Annotated in this window: 10 protein-coding genes; 7 read left to right on the top strand and 3 right to left on the bottom strand. The window is 44.7% G+C overall.

What is annotated here, in order from left to right; all coding sequences use genetic code 11:
• Positions 1 to 33 precede the first annotated feature (33 nt).
• Together MKY19_RS25810 and MKY19_RS25805 are read right to left on the bottom strand one after the other, a co-directional pair.
• Complete coding sequence (locus tag MKY19_RS25810; RefSeq protein ID WP_339798544.1) at positions 34 to 1,920, bottom strand: exosporium glycoprotein BclB-related protein; 1,887 nt, start codon at positions 1,918 to 1,920, stop codon at positions 34 to 36.
• A 238-nt stretch (positions 1,921 to 2,158) separates the two neighbouring features.
• Positions 2,159 to 4,393 carry an AraC family transcriptional regulator gene (locus tag MKY19_RS25805; RefSeq protein ID WP_339798542.1) on the bottom strand — a complete coding sequence of 745 codons (2,235 nt, stop codon included), beginning with the start codon at positions 4,391 to 4,393 and terminating at the stop codon, positions 2,159 to 2,161.
• Between the two features lie 500 nt (positions 4,394 to 4,893).
• Between MKY19_RS25805 and MKY19_RS25800 the strand changes: the two genes are divergently transcribed.
• From MKY19_RS25800 to MKY19_RS25790, 3 genes are all read left to right on the top strand, one after another.
• Positions 4,894 to 5,772, top strand: a complete 879-nt coding sequence (locus tag MKY19_RS25800) for an ABC transporter permease subunit (RefSeq protein ID WP_143759548.1) — start codon at positions 4,894 to 4,896, stop codon at positions 5,770 to 5,772.
• Between the two features lie 11 nt (positions 5,773 to 5,783).
• Positions 5,784 to 6,677, top strand: coding sequence for a carbohydrate ABC transporter permease (locus tag MKY19_RS25795; protein WP_339798540.1), 894 nt, complete (start codon positions 5,784 to 5,786; stop codon positions 6,675 to 6,677).
• Between the two features lie 69 nt (positions 6,678 to 6,746).
• On the top strand, positions 6,747 to 8,354 hold the full coding sequence (locus MKY19_RS25790; protein ID WP_156113186.1) for an extracellular solute-binding protein: 1,608 nt from the start codon (positions 6,747 to 6,749) through the stop codon (positions 8,352 to 8,354).
• 71 nt (positions 8,355 to 8,425) lie between these two features.
• On the opposite strand, the gene MKY19_RS25785 is transcribed toward MKY19_RS25790, so the two are convergent.
• Positions 8,426 to 9,307 (bottom strand): AraC family transcriptional regulator, encoded by an 882-nt coding sequence (locus tag MKY19_RS25785; RefSeq protein WP_339267108.1) that lies wholly within the window; start codon positions 9,305 to 9,307, stop codon positions 8,426 to 8,428.
• 160 nt (positions 9,308 to 9,467) lie between these two features.
• Here MKY19_RS25785 and MKY19_RS25780 point away from each other — a divergent pair, with 160 nt between their 5' ends.
• The 4 genes from MKY19_RS25780 to MKY19_RS25765 all read left to right on the top strand — a co-directional run bounded on the left by MKY19_RS25780 (position 9,468) and on the right by MKY19_RS25765 (position 21,176).
• Entirely contained in the window at positions 9,468 to 10,865 is a 1,398-nt protein-coding gene (locus MKY19_RS25780) for an MATE family efflux transporter (protein ID WP_042191684.1), read from the top strand.
• A gap of 516 nt (positions 10,866 to 11,381) precedes the next feature.
• A complete protein-coding gene (locus MKY19_RS25775; protein WP_339302243.1) occupies positions 11,382 to 12,050 on the top strand; it encodes a hypothetical protein in 669 nt (222 codons plus the stop codon).
• A 132-nt stretch (positions 12,051 to 12,182) separates the two neighbouring features.
• A complete protein-coding gene (locus tag MKY19_RS25770; RefSeq protein ID WP_042191683.1) occupies positions 12,183 to 13,193 on the top strand; it encodes a ketoacyl-ACP synthase III in 1,011 nt (336 codons plus the stop codon).
• A gap of 462 nt (positions 13,194 to 13,655) precedes the next feature.
• A complete protein-coding gene (locus MKY19_RS25765; protein ID WP_339798537.1) occupies positions 13,656 to 21,176 on the top strand; it encodes an S-layer homology domain-containing protein in 7,521 nt (2,506 codons plus the stop codon).
• The last annotated feature ends 62 nt before the right edge of the window (positions 21,177 to 21,238 follow it).

Below are 21,238 nucleotides of genomic sequence, written 5' to 3'. Positions count from 1 at the left end.
GGGGAGGGCAGATGCTTTTGTTTGTGTTAGTGATTATACAATAGTAAAGCCTGCACTTGCATAACCAGTGACTGTATTTACAAGGGTAAGACCTGTAGCAGTGGCTGAGAATACCATAAGAAGACGTGTCTGCGGTGTTACAGCAAAATTGATACCATTCGTAATTCCGCTGACAAAAGTTCCTAAATTAATAGTACCAGTGATAGATGGAAGTGGTACTATTGCACCTGGAATAGGAGTAAATGTGTTATTTGGTGTGGCCGATTGGTACAATTGCGCTGTTACATTTATCGTAGTACCAAGAAGCGATAAAGCAATGGTATTACTGAAGTATGCAGCAATAGATGTTATCACTCCTGAACGAGGAACGGACATTGCGAAGTTGATAAGAGGTCCAAGAACAGTACCTGTCAAATCTATATTTCCACCAACAAGAGAAATGCCTGTGGCTGAACTTCCGAAGCCTATAAGGCTTGTTGTTCCCACCAAACCACCTAAAACCGTGGTCATAATAATTGGTCCACCAGATGCCAGTGGAATGATTGCGCCATCACCGGTTGCCCCAGTAACTCCTGTAACTCCGGTAGCCCCCGTCGGTCCAGCAAGCCCGGCAGTACCCGTAGCCCCCGTCGGTCCAGCAAGTCCGGCAGTACCCGTAACCCCCGTAGCTCCAGCAAGCCCGGCAGTACCTGTCGCACCCGTCGGCCCAGCAATTCCAGCAGTACCTGTCGCACCCGTCGCGCCAGCCAGCCCGGCAGTACCTGTAGCGCCTGTCGGTCCAGCAATTCCAGCTGTACCTGTAGCGCCTGTCGGTCCAGCAATTCCAGCTGTACCTGTAGCGCCTGTCGGTCCAGCAAGTCCGGCAGTACCTGTAGCGCCCGTCGGTCCAGCAAGCCCGGCGGTGCCTGTAGCCCCTGTCGGACCAGCAAGCCCGGCAGTACCCGTCGCACCAGTCGGCCCCGCAAGCCCGGCGATGCCTGTAGCCCCTGTCGGACCAGCAAGCCCGGCGATGCCTGTAGCCCCTGTCGGACCAGCAAGCCCAGCAGTACCCGTAGCCCCTGTCGGTCCAGTTGCCCCTGCTCCAGGTCCTGTCGGTCCCTGTATTCCTTGCGCGCCTTGAGGACCCTGAGGTCCTTGGAGTCCTTGAAGACCTTGAAGACCTTGAAGACCTTGAGGACCCTGCGCCCCTTGAGGTCCTTGCGCTCCAGTCGCGCCTGTCGCTCCACCAGCAATTAGTAAATAATCTGACGAACTACCTGGTGTTCCTTTGGGTCCGGCAACAGTAGCTATATAAGTGCTGCCATTAAAGGTTACTACTTGACCCGCTGGATACAATGGGCTTTGTGCCGGATTAAAGACTACAATACCTTGCAGCCCTGCACCAGTGGCTCCTTGAGGTCCTTGAGGCCCTTGAGTTCCTTGAGTTCCTTGGGGTCCCTGAGGACCTTGTGGCCCCGTCGCACACTTAATAGGTAAGCCGAGCGCTTGTGAAATAGAAGCTTGAATATGTCTGATTTGAATTACCAACTGATCTTTGCAATGAGAGTCTATTTTCGTGGCGAGGATAAAAGATAATAACTCGGCTAACAGCTGTTGAAGATTAGTACCCACGCTCACGACGGAGAAGGGACTGACCTCAGTAGATACAATGGTTATTTCTACTACAGAAAGAAGCTCCGTTCTAAAAGGGCTGCATATCCTAGCCTCATGCAAGAATTCCATGAGCTCTCTTAACACTCTTTGAAGATTGGAAATATGAAGTGTAGTGGGATTCGTAAGTGCGGGAGGTACCACTGTAGCAAGCTCTGTGACTATTTTTAATAGTGCAGCACACTCTCTTTTTCTGACAGGACTGCTTATTCTTCCTTGTTTGTTTAGGATAGCGTCACCTTTGAATGGTCTATGATAATGATCTGACATCCTTCTGTATCTCCTCCTTGAGCTTCTCCTTTTCATACCTTTAAAAATTGGGAACCTGCCCAATCAGCATATTCAGAGAAGCAGAAGTTGTTACAGTAAACGCTCTGGAAGTCGATACACATGAACCTACATTAAAAAGGCAAGCCACCGCTAATAAAGTAGCCTGCCTTTTTTGATAGAGTAGTTTAGTAGTGTTATTAATCTGTACTCCGTTCGCCTTCTCACTCAGCCTTCAGTTTTATGAACGAGTATTAGAACGCCTGTATTCCATCGGCGTGATGCTGAAGTTGCGTTTGAACATCCGATGGAGATAAGAACTGCTCGTGAAACCGGTCATTTCAGCAATATCCGATACGGACAGATCGCTCTCTTTCAAGAGGCGACATACTTCCTGCATTCGTACATCCATGATGACATCCACAATAGCTGTCATTGTTTGCTGCTTATAAAGACGGCTGACATATATAGGTGACAGGTTAAGCTCATCAGCAATCTGGTTCAGGCCCAGGCTGGGGTCCGTGTAAGATTGATTGATTTTTTGGTTAATTTGACGGATCAGATCACTTTGCTTAGAGCTACGTTTATCGGCCTGTAATTCCTGAATATCATCGAAGAGTTGGTGAAAAGCTTCTTCAAGCTCCTTCATCGTCTCGTAATTCTCAAGGGAAGGTATCTTGAGGATATCTTCCACAGATGTAGAGTTGAGCTTTTTGATATTATCGATGATTCTCTTAATTGTTAGCGTCACCCTGGATAGCGTTAGTTCTAGTATATAGTAGGGGTATTGGTCCAATTCGCGCACGATGTCAGAGAAATGGCTATGGGCTTCGTCTGTTCTACCACTGGTGAGGGCATCAACCAGCTTTTTCTCGTTATCCGCAGGGTAAGAGTATAGGTTATTCTGCAATTCGTTAATCTTCTCTGCGTTGATTAGGCAGCCATGCCCATAAAAAAGTCTATGTTTAGAAGCTTCTTTGGCCTGGCTATATAGGTGGTTCAATCGATCTGGATTATCACTAACGGGACTGTACACTAGCGATAATCCTATTTTCAGATAATCGCAGCAAGCCACACGGATTTGTCGCAGCAGCACTTCGATCAATTCTGTATCGAGAGATTCAGCGGACGACATACTGCTAAGTAACATAACTACGCTGTCGTCGTTCATATCTACGCTTTCCACTTGATAAGTCTGACCGCAAATTTCCGAAGCAATATTCATGATCGCGAACTTGTATGCAAGTAGATAAGCACCTCGCTCTTGTCGCAGGGTATTGTATTCATCAATACGCAGCAATACTAGCCGATAGCTCTCGTTTAAGCCGAAGGCAATACTCAGCTGCTCCAAATCAGTTGGCCGGCTGCTGTGGGGTGATTTAATACCGAGAACAAGATTACGTAAAGAATTCTGTCTAATCGTAAACATACTGTTGCGCTTGTCAGCTTCAAGGCTATTCATTCGGCTTACAATGGAATCAATAGGAAGGTAGAGGCGTTTGGATAGCATTCTAGAAATGATAAGTCCGAATATTAAAATAATCAAAGAAATCAGTAGTGTTGTATTACGGATTTGGTTGGTCTGTTCTGTGATCACATTATATGGAGTAATGCGAACATACTGCCAACCAAGAGAATCTGGTGAAGTATAGGACACTAGTGATTTCTGGCCTTTAAAAGGAGCTGTGAAATAACCTGCGGAGCGGTCTTTAACTTTATGCTCTACCCAGCTGCTTTCATCCCCTGAGAGTTTCTCCAATGTCAGCTTGTTCCCCGATAGAAACCGATCTTGGTCATCAAGAAGATAAGTGTTACCACTACCGGCGGTATTGCTGTTAGCCAACTCCTTGTTTATCCAAGCTGCTGATATATTAACAATAACTGCAGAATTGATGGCGCGGTCCCAGTTGATCGCATCATAGCAGAGATAAGTATAGACAGCGATAGCTTCTGATTTGGGTTCGCCGATGGAATAGGTGCGTGGGATCGGAGTGAATGTTTTGTAATCCTGATAATGATTCAACATCTGTATGATTTCAGTGTCCTCTAACTCTCCTGTGGAGTACACACCATTCTGCCCTTGCGCCGCTGAGATATATATAGTGTCATTATTCGGATTATAAACATAGATGGATTCAATGTATGGCATGGAGTTCAGATAGTTTCCGAGATCCGACATTGCAGCCGTAACCTCATAAATGGAAGGTTTGTTGTAGAACAACAGATGGGAAATAGTGGAGGTTCTGTACAGCTGAAATGAAAGCGTTTGAGCTACTTCAGCCATGTTGACTACTTTTTTGCCAGTCTGAGTTAGATCTCTTAGATCGGAACGGAAGGTCTGAGTCTTCTCGACGCCGATGTAGTATGTATAGTACACGATTGTAGAGACCAGAAGAGTTAACGAGATACATAGTGTGATCGTTGTTAGCAGCTTGCCATACAGCAGTCTTTTTCTCCGTATATCACTATTCTTCATAATAGCCCTCCCCCGAAATATATGCGGCTTATTGGATAAGGCTCTGGATGAACTCTAGATATGAAGTCCTCTTATTATAATTGCCCTAGAGTGAACAGAACAGTGGAGTAACACTAGAATGTTGTATTTTACCAATATATAGCTGTGAAGAAAATAAATATTTGTGCACATATCATCATTATTTTCGGGATATTCGAGTGCACTCCCCTATGTACACTGGCATTAACACGATTCATCGCTGCTTCATAAACATCCTTATTGTTCATTAGCGGTTTCTCCAGTTTGTGCAGGAAAGCTATGAAGCTTCACTTCTGTGTTCAAAAGAACCACCCTATAGTGGAATTATGCAGTTTCTACATTAAAGGGAGTGAGAGACCTTGAGCCAAACCTCATCCAAAGGAATCTCAACCGTCGAACTTGGCATCCAGGCCGATGGAAGAGCACGCTTACGGACGACAAGAAAGAAGAAGGGATTTATTTATGAACTGATACACAATCGGATGATGTTTCTGATGCTGCTGCCCACCTTGATCTTTTTCTTAGTAAATTCTTATTTTCCAATGGTAGGTATCTATTATGCGTTCACTCAATTTGACTTCAACAGCAGTATGTTTAATTCCAAGTTCGTCGGCTTGCAGAATTTCGAGTTTCTCTGGAGATCCGGCACACTGGTGAAGCTGACGATGAACACGATAGGTTACAACATCGCTTTTATTGTACTTGGGAATGTGCTGGCGATTGCTTGTGCGATTCTCTTAAGTGAACTGAATGGGAAATGGTTTAAAAAGATTAGCCAATCGATAATGTTTCTACCATATTTCGTATCCTTCGTCATTCTAAGTGTTATTGTCTACAACCTGTTCAATTATGACAGCGGTTTCTTAAATACAATGCTTACACAATTTGGGCTTGATCCGGTGGACGTTTACAGCAAACCCTGGGCTTGGATTTTTCTAATTATTATCTTCTATCTATGGAAGAATCTCGGTTATAGCATGGTTATCTATCTAGCAGCGATTACGGGGATCAGTGATGAATATTATGAAGCGGCTAAGATCGATGGCGCTAATATTTTTCAACGGATTTGGTATATTACAGTGCCAATGCTGAAATCAACCTTTGTGGTGCTGCTGCTCTTTGCGCTCGGAAGTATTATGAAAGGGCAGTTTGATCTGTTCTATCAATTAATAGGAAACAACGGGCTTCTCTATAATACGACGGATATTCTAGATACCTACGTCTATCGCTCGCTTAAAGTAACGTTTGATGTGGGCATGGCTACTGCTGCCGGGGTCTATCAGTCCTTGTTCGGTTTTGTCCTCATCATGACGGTTAACTATATTATTCGCAAAATAAATGATGACTACGCCCTGTTCTAGGAGGACAAGAAATGAAAATTCAAAAGGATAAATATACACGGATGCTTCATGCGATCGCCTATGTGGTCATCATTGGACTGTCGGTTGCTTGCCTGCTGCCCTTTCTGCTAATTATATCCGCATCATTAACCAGCAATGAATCTATTATCCGGGATGGCTATCATCTGATTCCGGGTGAGTTCTCTCTTGAAGGCTACAAGACGGTGTTCATTTTCCCGGATGAAGTACTGCGTGCTTACACGGTCACCATCGTCACCACTGTAGTGGGAACGACATTAGGACTCTTCTTCATGACGATGGCTGGTTATGTGCTGGCCCGCAAGGATTTTAAATACCGCAATACCTTTTCCTTCTATATATACTTTACGACCTTGTTTGGTGGAGGACTTGTTCCTTGGTACATCATGATTACTAAATACCTCGGTCTGCTGGATTCCTATGCTGTATTGGTGCTACCAGGCCTGATGACACCGTTCTTAATTATTTTAATGAAGAATTTTGTTAAATCAGCAGTCCCTGAGGAGCTATTTGATTCTGGGAAAATCGATGGGGCCGGTGATTTCAGAATCTACTGGCAGATCGTCCTCAAGCTCTCCATGCCAGGGATTGCTACAGTCGGATTGTTCCTTGCATTGTATTACTGGAATGACTGGTTCACATCTTCACTGTTCATTAATGATACCCATAAATATCAACTCCAGTTCTATCTGTACAATGTTATCAATTCAGCGCAGTTCATTGCACAGATGGGTGCTGGAACTGGGGTATCTCTGGCTACAGAAGTCCCTGCTGAGTCTACCAAAATGGCCATGGCGATTGTTGTGACTGGACCGATTCTATTTCTGTATCCATTCGTTCAGCGTTACTTCGTCAAAGGGTTGACCATCGGAGCTGTAAAAGGTTAGAACCGTAACCTTACCCCTACCCGGGTTTAGGTAAAGTCGGCTAACATAGAAGCATAGTGAAAAGGGAGGATTCAGATGAATAAGCTACGGGGCAAGAGCATGTCTATTCTGCTCACGTCAGTACTGAGCTTGGCTCTACTGGCAGGCTGTGGGGGGAATTCTAGTTCCACGAACGGGGAAAATGCAGCGGTAAAAGAGAGTAATAGCGGCGGGAATACGGCTCAGAGCACCAATGCTGAGACTGAGGAGAAGTCGGGGCTGGATACATCGAAGAAGGTCGAGCTGCAGTTTTATATGCTGGGCGATGCCCCGAAAGATCTTTCAAGTATTGAATCGCAAATTAACAAGATGGCTGAAGAAGATCTGAATGCAACCGTTAAATTCAACTATACGACTTGGACAGACTGGGATCAGAAGTACAAATTGCTACTATCTTCTGGACAATCGATTGATTTGATTTTTACTGCGGATTGGACACAGTATCAAGCTTATGCTAAAAAAGGAGCTTTTTTGGCTATAGATGATTTGCTGCCGACGGCTGCTCCAGCGCTCCAGCAATTTGTACCGCAGGATATGTGGGATGCAGTTAAGATTGATGGCAAGATTTACACTGTACCCGCGACCTATAAGGAATATGTAACTAACGGTTTCGTATGGCGTGAGGATCTGCGTAAGAAATACAATTTGCCTGAGCCAACAGATCTGGCCAGCTATGAGGCTTATATGGAAGGGATCAAGAAGAATGAACCGAAGATGTCGCCGGCATCCTTTAACAGTGATGTGAGGGGCAATCTGCACGATGTCTACACTACACTTACCGCTATGGTCGGAAGTCCGCTTCCTTATGGTATCGGAATCAAGTACAGCGATCCTTCGAAGGCTTATCTTTACTGGGGCTCGGAGGAACATAAAGAAGAACTGCTGACCATGAGACGTTGGCAGGAAAAAGGCTTGATCTCCAAAAACGTATTGAACGTGAAGGACACTCTTCAGGCTCCGGTTATTGCGGGTAAAGCGGCATCCATCTTCGGTGATAACCCGACTCGCTTTAACGATACGCTGATGAAAGTTAAAGCAGCTCATCCAGATTGGGAGTTGGGTTACTATCCTTATGGTCAAACGATCGGTTACGCAACACCGGTGCATCCTATTCATAATGGATTTGCTATTCCGAAGGGCAGCAAGAACCCGGAACGTGCATTAGCCTTTTATGAGAAGATGGTTTTGGATAAACGTTATAACCAGCTGACACAATACGGTGTTGAGGGAAAAAATTATAAGGTTGATGCAAACGGCTATTATGAGCTTATTGGAGATGCTTCTACGAACGGCTTCACTCGTGAAGGGATGAACGGCTGGGCATGGCGGAACCCGGAATTTATGTTATTCGACAAATCCTATGATGGCGTCAAAGAGATTTTCGCTGAGCTTGATAAGATTCAGAAGCCGGATATCTTCACAGGATTTGCTGAAGATTACACCTCTTATCAGGCTGAAAAAGCGGCGCTGGAACAGGTAGAAAAGCAATACCTGTATCCGCTGCAAGCCGGATTGGTAGAGGATGTTGATGCGGGTCTAGCTACCTTCATGGAGAAGGCTAAGCAAGCCGGCCTTGAGAAAATTCAGGCGGAATATATCAAGCAATGGAATGCTTACGTACAGGAGAAGGGGTTGTAATAAAGAAGAGCAAGGGATGTTCCTTAAGCCAAAAAGGCGGGGGAACATCCCTTTTTTTGTATTCTAGGAGACTACGAGAAGCGCTGGCGGAATTCCCGCGGAGTGGTTCCCTCAATGCGGATGAAGCTGGAGCTGAAGTAAGGCGCTTGATTGAAGCCGACCTCCTCGGCGATCCGGGCAATCGTGTAACTGGTCTGCATCAGCAATAGCTTACTCTGCTGAATTCGGTAGTGCAGCAGGTAATCCATAGGTGCACAGCCGTATTCCTTTTTCATGCAACGAGCGATATATACAGGATGAAAGTTCAGGTTCTCCCCTAGCTGCTGTGCTGTAATGCGCTCACGGAAATGACTGCGCAAATAGGAGGCAGCTTGCTCTGCACATATTTTGGAGGGAGAGGGACGCTCATGACGCAGAGAGGCAGATAATTGCTGGAGAACCTCTTGGAATAGCAGCTGCTGCTGAAATGGAGTATCGCTCAAATGGGAATTAGGCGCTAGTTGATTCAGCTGCGAGAGCAGTTCCTCCATCTTGGACGGTTGCAGCAGAGAGGTATATTGGGGCAGCTGTAAGGTAAAAGTGCGTATATTAAATTCGTCTGAATGAAGAGGATGCTCCACTCTGGTGTGTTCTGTCTCTGGTGTTGAAGCTGTAGCCTCGGAAATATTCCAATCGCCCACTGTCTGAAAATGCAGCCAATAATAAGAGGTGTGTTCCTTGCAGCTGTCCGTACTGAAATGATGGCTATCTGGACGAAGAAGCAGTGCCTGACCTGCACGTACCTGAAAGGTGAGACCTCCTTCATTCATATATAGGCAGCCCTGCTTGACTACAAGTAAGTCAAAAACCTTGATATTGTGGCGGCTCATGTGGTAATGCCCTGGTGAGAAGGTGTGCAATCCACTTACGATATAATAGGGCATTGGCGGGACGGTAAAATTAATAATGTTCATGGAGAGATCTCCTTTTATGAGGTTGAAATAATGAAATTATTGGTTTGAAATCTGTACCATCACCAAAAGTATATCATCTATAATTTAGTCTGACCTAAAGAAAAAATATGCTGTTTCTTAGGTCCAGTATGCATGTTTGGTTTAAGGGGAGGTTTATTTAGTGAAAAAAGAAAGACAGGGCTTTGGACTATGGGTATTGGCTTGGCCTATATTTATAGAGGTGTTTCTACAGACCCTGCTAGGTACGGTGGATACGCTCATGGTCAGCCGTATTTCAGACGATGCAGTCGCCGTAGTCGGCATTTCCAATCAATTGTTCGGTGCGTTGACCACACTTTTTACCACCTTTGCGGGCGGAGCGGGGATCCTGATCGCGCAAAGAATGGGTTCAAAACGTTTCAGCGAAGCGCGTACGATTGCAATTATGGGCGTATCGGTTAGTCTCATTCTTGGTATCGTCGTGAGTATCATCCTGTTCTTCTATGCGGGTCCAATAGCGGGGATTCTAAATATATCGCCTGAGCTATTATCACTGTCCAATATCTATATCTCGTATGTCGGTGGCGGTCTGTTTTTGGTGGGGATGATTGCTTCCCTTGGAACAGCGATTCGCAATACTGGGAACACCAGAGGACCAATGTACACAGGGGTCATCATAAATGTCATTCACATTATTCTGAACTATACCTTTATATTCGGGATGTTCGGTCTGCCACAGCTAGGGCTTGCGGGAATCGCAATCTCAAGTATTATCAGTAGACTGGTCGGTGTGATCATGCTGTATACCATGTTTAGAGGTTCCTTCGAGATTAAGATTAGACTTAGGGATTTCCGTATATTCAACGGCAAGCTATTCAAGGAAATTATAAGGATTGCTTGGCCTCTAGGGATTAATTCTTCCTGCTGGGTGTTCTCTCAGTTGATTGTCTATTCCTTTCTAGCCGCACTGGGCGCAGAAGCGTTAGCCGCACGGACTTATCTCAATACCTTAGAGTCCTTTTGCTTCACGTTAGGGTATGCAATCGCGCTGGCTGGACAGATACAGATCGCGCATTTGTTCGGGGCAGGGAAGCTGAAAGAGGCTTATCGTAGTGCATATCGCACGCTGTATATCGGCTTGGCTATTGTATCAGCGAACATGTTACTGCTATTTCTTTTCGGCAGGAATCTACTAGGTTATTTTACTTCCGACCCGCGGATTATTGCGATTGGGATTTCCCTACTGGCCCTAAATCTCCTACTGCAACCTTGCAAAATGCTGAATATGGGCATGGGTAATGCGCTGAACGCCATCGGCGATACCCGTTATACGATGTATACTTCCATCGTGTCTATGTCCATTATTGGAGTGGGATGTTCTTACTGGTTTGGAATCAGCTTAGGCTGGGGGCTCACAGGGATCTACTGCTGTATGATTGCTGATGAATTTGTGCGGGGGATGCTTGTTCTAATGCGCTGGAGAGGGAGGAAAGTTATCCGTCAGGCGGATATTGGTTTGAGTGAAGGGAATGCCTCACTACATGGAGCCGGGAAAAGAAGTACTTCGTTAACTATATGAGCGGGACTCTATAAGCCGACCATGGTGGGCAATGGAGTCTAATGATGTCTTTTTGCACCAATAGTGTCTCTGGGGTCCGATAGTTGCCCAAAAGAGCCGTTTTTTCGAAAATAGCGACTCTGGAGTCCAATAGAAAGTTTGAGAACTGCAAGTAACATCGAGCGACAACAAACATCAAGTATTCCAAGCGCCACTGAGCACCCTAAGTGCGCCAAGCACTAATCTCCATCTGCTGCGCAATCGCCCACCGAGCTGTGGGTGTTTGGGGATGTTTTCGGAGAGAGGCTACCCATGAGTAAATAATTACTTAAGGGTTAGCCTCTTTTTTGTGCGAGTATAAAATTTAAGTTTGATGGTTCTGAAATTTGATTATTCATTCATATAGAATTTGATTCTATGATATAAATGAGTTAGCCTTTAGAGCATGGGTACCTGTTTTATGAATACATACTACTGAAGGGTTTGAGGAAAATGCCGTTAAAATGGAGAGGCTTGACGATCCTAACACTGCTCTTAATGATGATACTAATATCGGGATGTTCTAATGGTACCGTTCACGTCACGGTGAATAAGAATCAAAGCGTAGATTTAGCAATGAATGTGAAATTGGATTCCCGAACAGAAGCATTGATCAGCGATAAGATGGAGAAGAGTCTGACAGACAAACTGAAGGAGGAAGGAATTCAGCTAGAGAAAAGACAAGAAGGTAAGTCTACAGTCTATGAAATCCAGAAAAATTACGCTTCATTTGAGGATATAGGTTCAACCTCTATGGGGCTGGATATTGTGGATCTACAGCTCGTTACTAAAAAGAATTTGTTATATACCACGTATGATGTTGAGGCACAGCCTCAATTTAATAGCTATGTGGATACTATTATGGATAACATGGGGACATTGAGTTTATCAAAGCCGATTATTCGGGCGGTGTTGAAAAACTTTGCATTTGATTTTAAACTAACGTTGCCAATAGATCTAATTGGTGATAATAATGCAGCTGTTGATGAAGGCAGAACACTTACCTGGAATGTTACGCTGGGGGATACGGAGCCGATCAAAATGCAGCTTTATGTGCCAAATGTATGGAACATAGTGATCGTGTTAATCATCCTAGTGGTGGTGATCATTGCTGCGATTCTATTTTTCGTCAGAAAAAGAAAACACCGTAAAGTAAATCGTGCTTAAGTGGTTCGAGATATGTATTGATAGTGCCGGGAAGCCATGCTGCTTTACCGGCTTTCTTTACTTTATAGCAGGTGTAGAGTTATAATTAGTACCAAGTACTAATATCAGATACTAAATGAAGAGGTGATTGGAATGACAGGTGCAAAAATTACAGCTATCGGAACTTATGTCCCGGAAAAAAGACTGACGAATGCCGATCTTGAGCAGATGGTGGATACTGATAATGAGTGGATTGTGGGGCGGACTGGAATTCGTGAACGCAGAATTAGTCGGCAGGATGAATACACAAGCGATTTATGTGTATCGGCAGTACAGGATCTAATGAAACGTTATGGAAAAAACGTTGAGGATGTGGATATGGTCCTTGTAGCTACTAGTACACCTGATTTTTCCTTTCCCTCAGTAGCTTCTTTGATTCAAGACCGCTTAAATATTCCGCAGACTGCAGGAGCTATAGATTTGAGCGCAGCCTGTGCGGGTTTTGTATATGCACTTCATACAGCTCATAGCTATGTTGCTTCAGGGATGCACCGTAAGGTTCTAGTGATTGGTGCGGATACGATCTCCAAGATTACAGATTATACTGATCGCAGTACATGTATCCTTTTTGGTGATGGGGCCGGTGCAGTGCTTGTGGAGAGTGATAAGCAATCGACGGGATTTCTAGGCTTTCAGCTAGCTAGTGATGGCAGCGGCGCGCATCATGTGTATCGCACGGGTCTAGCCCATACGGTGAATAATATTGAACTGGTAGATACACAGATGCTCGTACAGAACGGACGCGAGGTATTTCGTTGGGCGGTCAGAACCGTTCCTCTCGGTGTACAGCAGCTGCTTGAAAAAGCAGAAGTGGGTCTGGAGCAAATCGATTGGTTTATTCCACACAGCGCAAATATGAGAATGATTGAGCCGATTTGCGAGCGTATGAACTATCCGATGGAGCAAGTGCTGCATAGTCTTGTGAATTTTGGCAATACTTCTGCCGCAACAATTCCCTTAGCTCTTGATTTGGGCATTCGTGAAGGCAAAGTAAAGAACGGGCACAAGATTCTGATGTATGGCTTTGGTGCGGGGCTGACGCAGGCCGGTCAACTGGTAGAGCTGAACTTGGATGAGCAAGTAGGGGAGCCAACTTTATTGTGAGTTGTTCAGGTAAACATAAATAATAAAACTTTGTTAAAGCAACGACCGTTTCTCGGTATTTTTTCGAGGAACGGTCGTTTTTGTTTCATTACTAAAAGTATTTTTGGGCATATATTATGCATGTATTAGGCTACTGTTGTGATTATATTCGGCTAATGATATGCAGATGTTATTCGTTTATTAGGCATCTTTTGGTATTGAGTTAGGCGTTTTGACCCATATCACAGCCTTTGGATGCATCTTTTGAAGTTTACAGATATTTAATGCTAGGCAAATAATCCATACCTACAATAAACACAGCAGACCCCAGTCTACCAAAAAAATAGTATGGGATGTACTTTGAATAGGATGAAGAAAGGAGGAGTTATCGAATATATCCGAGATAAGGGTAGTTAGCTCTTTTGTCGATGGAGAGTTCTCATGGGATTCAAAACTATAAAATAATGCTTGGGAGAGATGATTTTGTTCAGAAAAGGTAGGAAATTTGTTGCATTATTACTGGCACTCACAGTGATTTGTTCCACGATGCCGAATATCACCCCTGTGTTTGCAGCTGAAGAATCTGAGATTCTATCTGTAGATCAACCAACGACTTCTGTACCCACCGGCCGATATGAAGAAGCGCAGACGATCCACCTCACAACTGCAACGCAGAATGCTGACATTTACTATACACTCGACGGAACGCTTCCGGATGTTCATAGTTTGAAATATAACGGGCCGATCTCGATCTCCAAAACAACGAATTTGTCAGCCATTGCGATCAAAAATGGTGTGGCAAGTAAAGGAGTAACCTTCTCTTATATCATCAAGACCAAAGAAAAGCCATTACTCCAGTTTGTAGCGATGTCAGACGTACATGTGGGCTCGCATGCTTCAGCAGATGCACGTTATACCCAATTCTTTGATACGATAGGGTCGATTTTTCCGAACCCGGATGCGATACTCGTCGTTGGCGATATGATTAATGATAATGGGAACGACAAGCCTAATGACCATGTGATGGTTCGGGAAATTTTTGAGCAAAATTTAGCTAGAAAGCAGTGGAATAACACCCAGATCCGAATGGCTATAGGTAACCACGATTCCACCGTTGCTAAAGTCAACGAACATTATCCCACGGACTGGTTCACAAGCCAGCCGAATGGCTATTATGAATCTGAAATTGGTGGCTATCATTTCTTATTTTTAAACGGGAACAACTACAACTCAGATACAGGTCAGCGTAATTGGCTAAAGGGTAGACTTGCAGAGCTCACAGCTGATCCGAAGAATCAGAATACCCCCATCTTCGTGAATGTGCACCAACCTATATCGAATACGGTAATGGATGGGCAACAGGCATCGAATCCTAATCTTTATACGGATCTCAAAGACTATCCTCAAGTGATTACCTTCTCCGGACATTCCCATCTGAATATTAGTGATGATCGCTCCATTTACCAGAAGGAATTCACTTCAGTTAACCTTGGCTCCATGTCTTACATTGAATCCGATCGCGGTTACTCCCAAGTGACTAAGAAGGGACTTGAAGGACGTTTTGAATTTCCTGTCAGTCAGGCCGACTTCGTTGAGGTATATGCGGATCGGGTTGAAGTGGATCGGATTGCGTTTAACGCAGATCCTGGAGATATCTACACTGACGGTAAATGGACGGCTGAGCCGCAGCCCCCATTCAACAGTGCGGGTACAGTTGCTGGAGACAAGTGGGTCATTCAGCTAAAAGGCTCGACGAATGAAGCAATTAAGAGCAATTTCAAGTACACTACGGCTAACCGTAATAAGGTTGCTCCTGTATTCAATAGTGAACTCGACATAACGAATCAGGATACGGTACCTTTACTTTCCTTTAAGCAAGCGAAAGATGATCAATCTATGCATCATTATGAGATTAATGTCATCGATAAAAGATCTGGAGTCAGCAGCAAATCTGTAAATGTATTCTCTGACTACTATTTTTCCCCGATTCCGAATGTTATGAATATTCCACTCGAAGGACTTGCACCTCAAACTTCATACATTGTTCAAGTGACAGCTGTTGATGCCTACGGGAATCGCTCTGCAACGCTAGAGCAATCGTTCACAGCCGGCAATGAAGCACCTGAACTGACGCCAATTGATCCATCGACCATGTGGAAGGATCTAGTGGTCGATATGAAATTGGATGGTAACCTATCCGATGAAGCTAAAGACGTGACAGGGCTTGCAAGTCTAGCAGGCAATGTAACGTATGTCGATGGTAAATCCAATAAAGCTGCGCTCATTGCAGCGGGTAATAGTAATTATATTGATTTGGGCAAGCGTGATGATTTGAAATTCGGAGCAGGAAGCTTCACCGTGTCTTTCTGGCACAAAGGCAATCTTTCCGGGGATCAGACTATCCTTTCCAATAAAAACTGGAATAGTGGCGGTAACCTAGGCTGGTATATTGGACCTGCCTCCACCAATGGTATGACCTTAAATATTAGTGATGGAACGAAAAGAGCGGATATTACAGCATCAAGTGTAGGAACGGAGTGGCATCTCTTTACCATTACGGCGGACAGAACAAACAACTTAGCAAAAGTTTATGTAGATGGGATGGAGAAGGCATCGGGGAGTATTGCCTCGCTTGGTACTCAAAGTGTAGATACAACCTTTAACACGCTGATTGGTGTGGATGGCAACAAAGGAAATGGCGGAGCAACGATTACCATAGATGATCTGAGAATCTGGAAGAGATCGCTCACAGCTACGGAAAACAAAGCATTGTCGGATTCCTATAAGGGTGTTCAGCTCTTTACCTTTGAACAGCTCACCACATTAATTCATGACGCTGCATCCTTCCAAAAGAACAGCGATAAAGTCAGTGGTGTATCTTACCCGAAAGAACAGCTAGACGAGCTTGCGAAGCAAATTCAGAAAGCCAGACAACTGACGGCAAGTAATAGCCCAACCGAAATTGACCTTGCTTATGTCGAGCTTCAGTGGGTCTATAAAAAAATACAACAGGCAGCAATATATTCCTTTATTCCTAAGAACGCATTCACAATCGACTCCTTCAGTTCCTATGCGGACAATGAGAATGCCTATGCTGCGAACATCCTAGATAACGATACCGCTACGATTTGGCATTCCAAATGGCAAGAGCCTGCAGCCTCATTTCCACATTGGGTGATTATCGACATGAAGGGTAGTAAGAACTTAACTGGTATTGGGCGCACTAGCCGCTTAAGTCAGACGGCTCTGGAATTTCCAAAGGATTTTGAACTCTACGCCTCGGATCAATTATCGGATTTGACCGATCCGGCGTACTTGAGCAATCCGGCGAATAAAGCGATCGGCACATTCCAGAAAAGCTGGAAAGGCACGAGCTATCAAGACTTCAATATTTTGGATAAAGCGATACAAGGTAGATATGTGAAATTTGTTGTCACGAGCACCTATAACCCAACCGCTTTATTCACCAGTATGAGTGAAATCGATTTTACTGGTAGCTCAGTGCTCTCTGCGGATACACTTCTACAGATGTCCTTCGAGAATAATTTGGAGGATCAATCTGTAAATGCTATACCGGCAACACCGGTTAAAGATCCACAGTTCGTGAAAGGTCGCGTCGGACAAGCCTTGAGTATCGATTCCAAGAGCTCAGCGCTGCAATATGTTGATCTTGGCAAGCCAACAAGTCTGCAATTCGGCAAGGACAAGAACTTCTCGTTCGCATTTTGGGTTAAATCGCCTTCTGTCTCAGGAGACCCTGCGATTCTATCCAACAAAAATTGGGATTCCGGTGCAAATGTAGGTTATGCCTTAGCGCTGAAGGGAAGTGCACTCCAATGGAACTTTAATACATCCGGCGAATCGCGTGCAGATGCCCAAATTCCAAATGTTGTAGATGGCACCTGGCATCATATCGCCATATCGCATGATCGTGCTTCAGGGCGAGTTGATTTTTATAAAGATGGTGTTCCTGTAAATGTGACCAAAGTTAATGGCACGAACTATCAGGGTATAGCAAGCACCATGACCATTGCAGGTCGAACGGGTACGCTGGATACAGGATTGTCAACCATGATCGGAAATGATGGTACAGGCAATTACAGCAATGCGCTGCAAGTACAGCTTGATGAGCTTCATATGTATGGAAGAACATTAACCGCGCAGGAAGTTTCTAATATGTATAACAGTGCTCCACCGCTTGCTTCCATTGAGGATTTTTCAGGTTCATTAAATCTGATTGGAGCTAAGCACACGGTTCAAGGTACGCAATTCCGATATAATCTAGATTTGCGTACTCCTGATATGACGACTAAAGTGGACAAAGCTGTCGTTGAGATAGCCTATGATCCAGAACAGTTCGAATTTGTCAGCGCATCTCGCGCAACGAAGACAGACGCTTCGATCCCTGGTATCGTTAGACTAGAACTGCCAGGAGGTAATGTCTATAACATCGAGAATCCGCTGGAGTATGCAAAGTCCAGAATCTCGGAGCTCAAATTCAATACGCTTGGTGCTTCCGGCCAAGGCATCATTGAAGTTAAGCATGCGGATTTCTATACTGGATCAACAAAACTAACGATTAAGGCATTTGAATCGGCGCCTGCCGTTATTCAGATCCATGCTAAAGCTTCCGAAGATCTTAATGCAGATGGTTATGTTACGATAGGTGACCTTGCACTTGCGAAAGGCATTTCGGATGAAGAGCTGGCAGATATGGCAACCCAAGCCCAATACCAGCCCTATAAACGTGTAGTTGTCATCGGGATTGATGGTGGGGGTGTAGCGGTCTCCAAGGATGCGCCTTATTGGGAGACGCCTAGCTCCAAGAAAGAAAAGGTAGGCGATCGCCTGCAAATTCCAGCCATTCGGAACATTATCGAGCATGGAGCTATTAGCTATACGGCTAAAACTACTTTACCTTCCAGCTCATCTCCAAACTGGGGTTCGATGATTAATGGTGTTGGTTATGAAAAGCATGGTCTATATAATGACGATACCGCAGCCTACACATACAGTGAATCATGGGACTACCCAACGGTATTCAAAAAAATTAGGGAGGCATTGCCTGCTACTAAACAAACGGTATTCTCCACCTGGAGCAACATCGTTCAGGGGCATATTGAACCTTCTGTTGGTGTCGAAGGTTATTCCCTAGGAGATGAAGCTGATGTAGCGGCGTTCACGCAATACGCTGCTAGCGGCAAAGCGAAAGATACCTCGTTAATTTTCTTCCAATTGGATGATATGGATGGGGCGGGCCATGGTGATGGATTCTATACGAAGTCGTATTATGAGCAAATAAAGAAGACGGATAAGAACATCCAGACCATCTATGATGCTTTAAAGAACAATCATTTGTTGGAAGACACGCTCATCCTCATGCTGCCTGACCATGGTGGGGGTAAAGAGAATGCAGACGGAACTTTGGGCATGGCAACAAGTCATGGGCAAGATGAGCCCCTTGCCACCACAATCTTCTTCGCGGCGAATGGTAGAACAGTAGCCACCGAAGACGGGAAGGAAAAATTATTGCAAGGTGGGAATACAAGAGACTTGGCTGCAACAGTTCTAACTGCACTTGGCCTGAACCCATCCATTGGAGATTCTCATGTCATTGACGGTATGTTCATACCTCAAACCGAACAGAAACAATCGGGTGCTGCGGACTTGCGATTCACAAAATTAGTTGATGCTGCTACACAAAAGGTTAACGGTTATGAAGTATCAATCAACAATGCGACTTCAGATGTGACAGCCATCGATTTGAATGTAGACTCCAGCAGTCTCATCTTCTCATCGATTGAACCGGCTCAACCTGGCGTTAAGATTGTGCACAAAGAGACGGTTAATGGAATGACAAGAATCATTCTAACCTCAACGAATGGCATTCAAGCAGATGCTCCGATTCTTAAGCTACGAGTATCACCACAAGAAAAGGCTACTGCTGTACAAATTACGCAAGCGATGATTGCAGATGCGAAAGGGCATGAAACGATGCCGAATTTGACCACTGCAACTAAAGAAGTACAGATCTCTCAGGCAACACTAGTAGATCTTCAAGTAAACGGTCAATCGTTGATCGGCTTCACACCGGATCAAATGAACTATGCGATTCGTGTACCGAATAATGTTTCGGTCGCAGAGGTCACTTATAAGGTAGCAGATCCTTTACTAAGCGTTCATGTCATAGGTGGTAAATCTCTGCAAGTAGGCGAGAATCTGGTGGAAGTGCATGTCCAAGCTCCAGACGGCAGCTCGAATGTGTATACCATTATCGTCATCCGTGAGTCAGAATCCTTACCTAACCAAATTCTGCTGTCCGATCTACGAATGAATGGGGAAACTCTACCAGCTTTTGCACCTAGTACGTTGAACTATAACGTAACGGTTCCCTATAGTACGTCGGTAACGGATATTACCTATACGGCATACGATCCGACTAGCGTAGTTAAGATTACGGGTAGTGGAGCCCTTGAGGTTGGTAGGAACGTCGTGAAGGTTACCGTGACAGCTCAAGACGGATTACAAAATATTTATACGATCATCATTACGCGTCAGCCTGAAGCGGAGTCTTCAAGCAATGCAGATCTGGTAGATCTTCGCGTTAATGGAACTACGATTCGTGGATTTGCCTCTGGGCAATACAACTACGAACTGACTGTACCTTACTCGACAACCGTTACGCGAGTAACCTATACAGCAGCGGATCCTATGGCTACTGTATCGATAACAGGCAGTGGAGATTTACATGTCGGCACTAATATGATCACCGTAACTGTGACAGCTCAAGATGGAACCAAACAGATTTACACTATTTCTGTTATGCGCGAAAATGATACCTCGACAACACCACCAACGGGTGGGGGGAACCCAGGATCAAGCGTTACGCCGCCAGTGGTGGTGAAGCCGGAGCTGCCTGCAGGGGCGGTTGTTATCCCAGATGAACTCTTAACGAAGAGTGCTGAAGGAAACATCATTTTGCAGCTTCAAGCGGATAAGAATCAAGTTATGATTCCGATCGATCAACTCGATCAGATCGGCAATAGGGATCTAGAGATTCAAGTGAATGGGGTTCGTGCCGTTATGTCCTCCAAAGTATTGAATGAGCTTCGTAAGCTTCTGCCATCAACTGCGAAGACAGCAACAATACTTTTGAAGATGGAAGCCATTCAATCGAGTCAACTTACAATAACTCCACCGTATTCACGGGTTAGTGACATCATGGACTTCTCATTACTCATGTCAGATGAGTCCGGTAATAAATATTCACTGAAGCAATTCCCTGTACCCGTGAAGATAACACTACCGATTCTAAATGGAACCAATCCAGCTCTAGCGGGTATTTATCGTATTGAGGAAAATGGAAGCTTTACCTATCTAGGGGGGACGATGAATCCATCCAAAACCAGTCTTACCGTAGATTTAAATCATTTTAGCCAATACGTTGTTCTTTCGTTCCAAAGCAGCTATCGAGATGTACCTGAAAGTCACTGGGCATACAAGACTATTCAGGAACTATCTGCTAAACAAATTGTGAAGGGACAATCTGACTCTATGTTTAACCCATCGGGTTCCATCACAAGAGCAGAATATGCAGCTCTCCTCAGCAGAGCGCTTTCCTTAACTGCGAATCGTCCGACTTCATTCCAAGATGTAGTCGCTGGATCGTGGTACGAAGAGGCGGTCAATGCAACCTTTGAAGCAGGTATTATTCAAGGCGTATCCGAGGATCGTTTTGACCCTAATCAACAGATTACCCGTGAGGAAATGGCAGCTATGCTGGTAAGAGCCTATGCATATCGTACGGGCGTTAAGCCGGAAGCAAGCTCATTCCATGCGACTAATGACAGCTCTAAAGTTAGTTCTTGGGCAGTAACCTATGTACAAGGTGCGCTAGAAGCTATGCTTCTGACGGGTCATCAGGATGGTAACTTCCTTCCGCAATCGATGACAACCCGTGCCGAGGCAGCTCAAAGTATTTCAAATCTACTTGCGAAATTCTAAAATGAAATTGTAAGTTCCCTACATGAAAAATCCCCTCAATTTAGACAATGCTTAGACATCTT

This window comes from Paenibacillus sp. FSL R5-0744 (genome assembly GCF_037972555.1).
In the GTDB taxonomy this organism is placed as follows: Bacteria; Bacillota; Bacilli; order Paenibacillales; family Paenibacillaceae; genus Paenibacillus_AQ.
The sequence above is the reverse complement of the archived record's forward strand: the minus strand, read 5'-3'. Positions and strand labels throughout refer to the sequence as shown.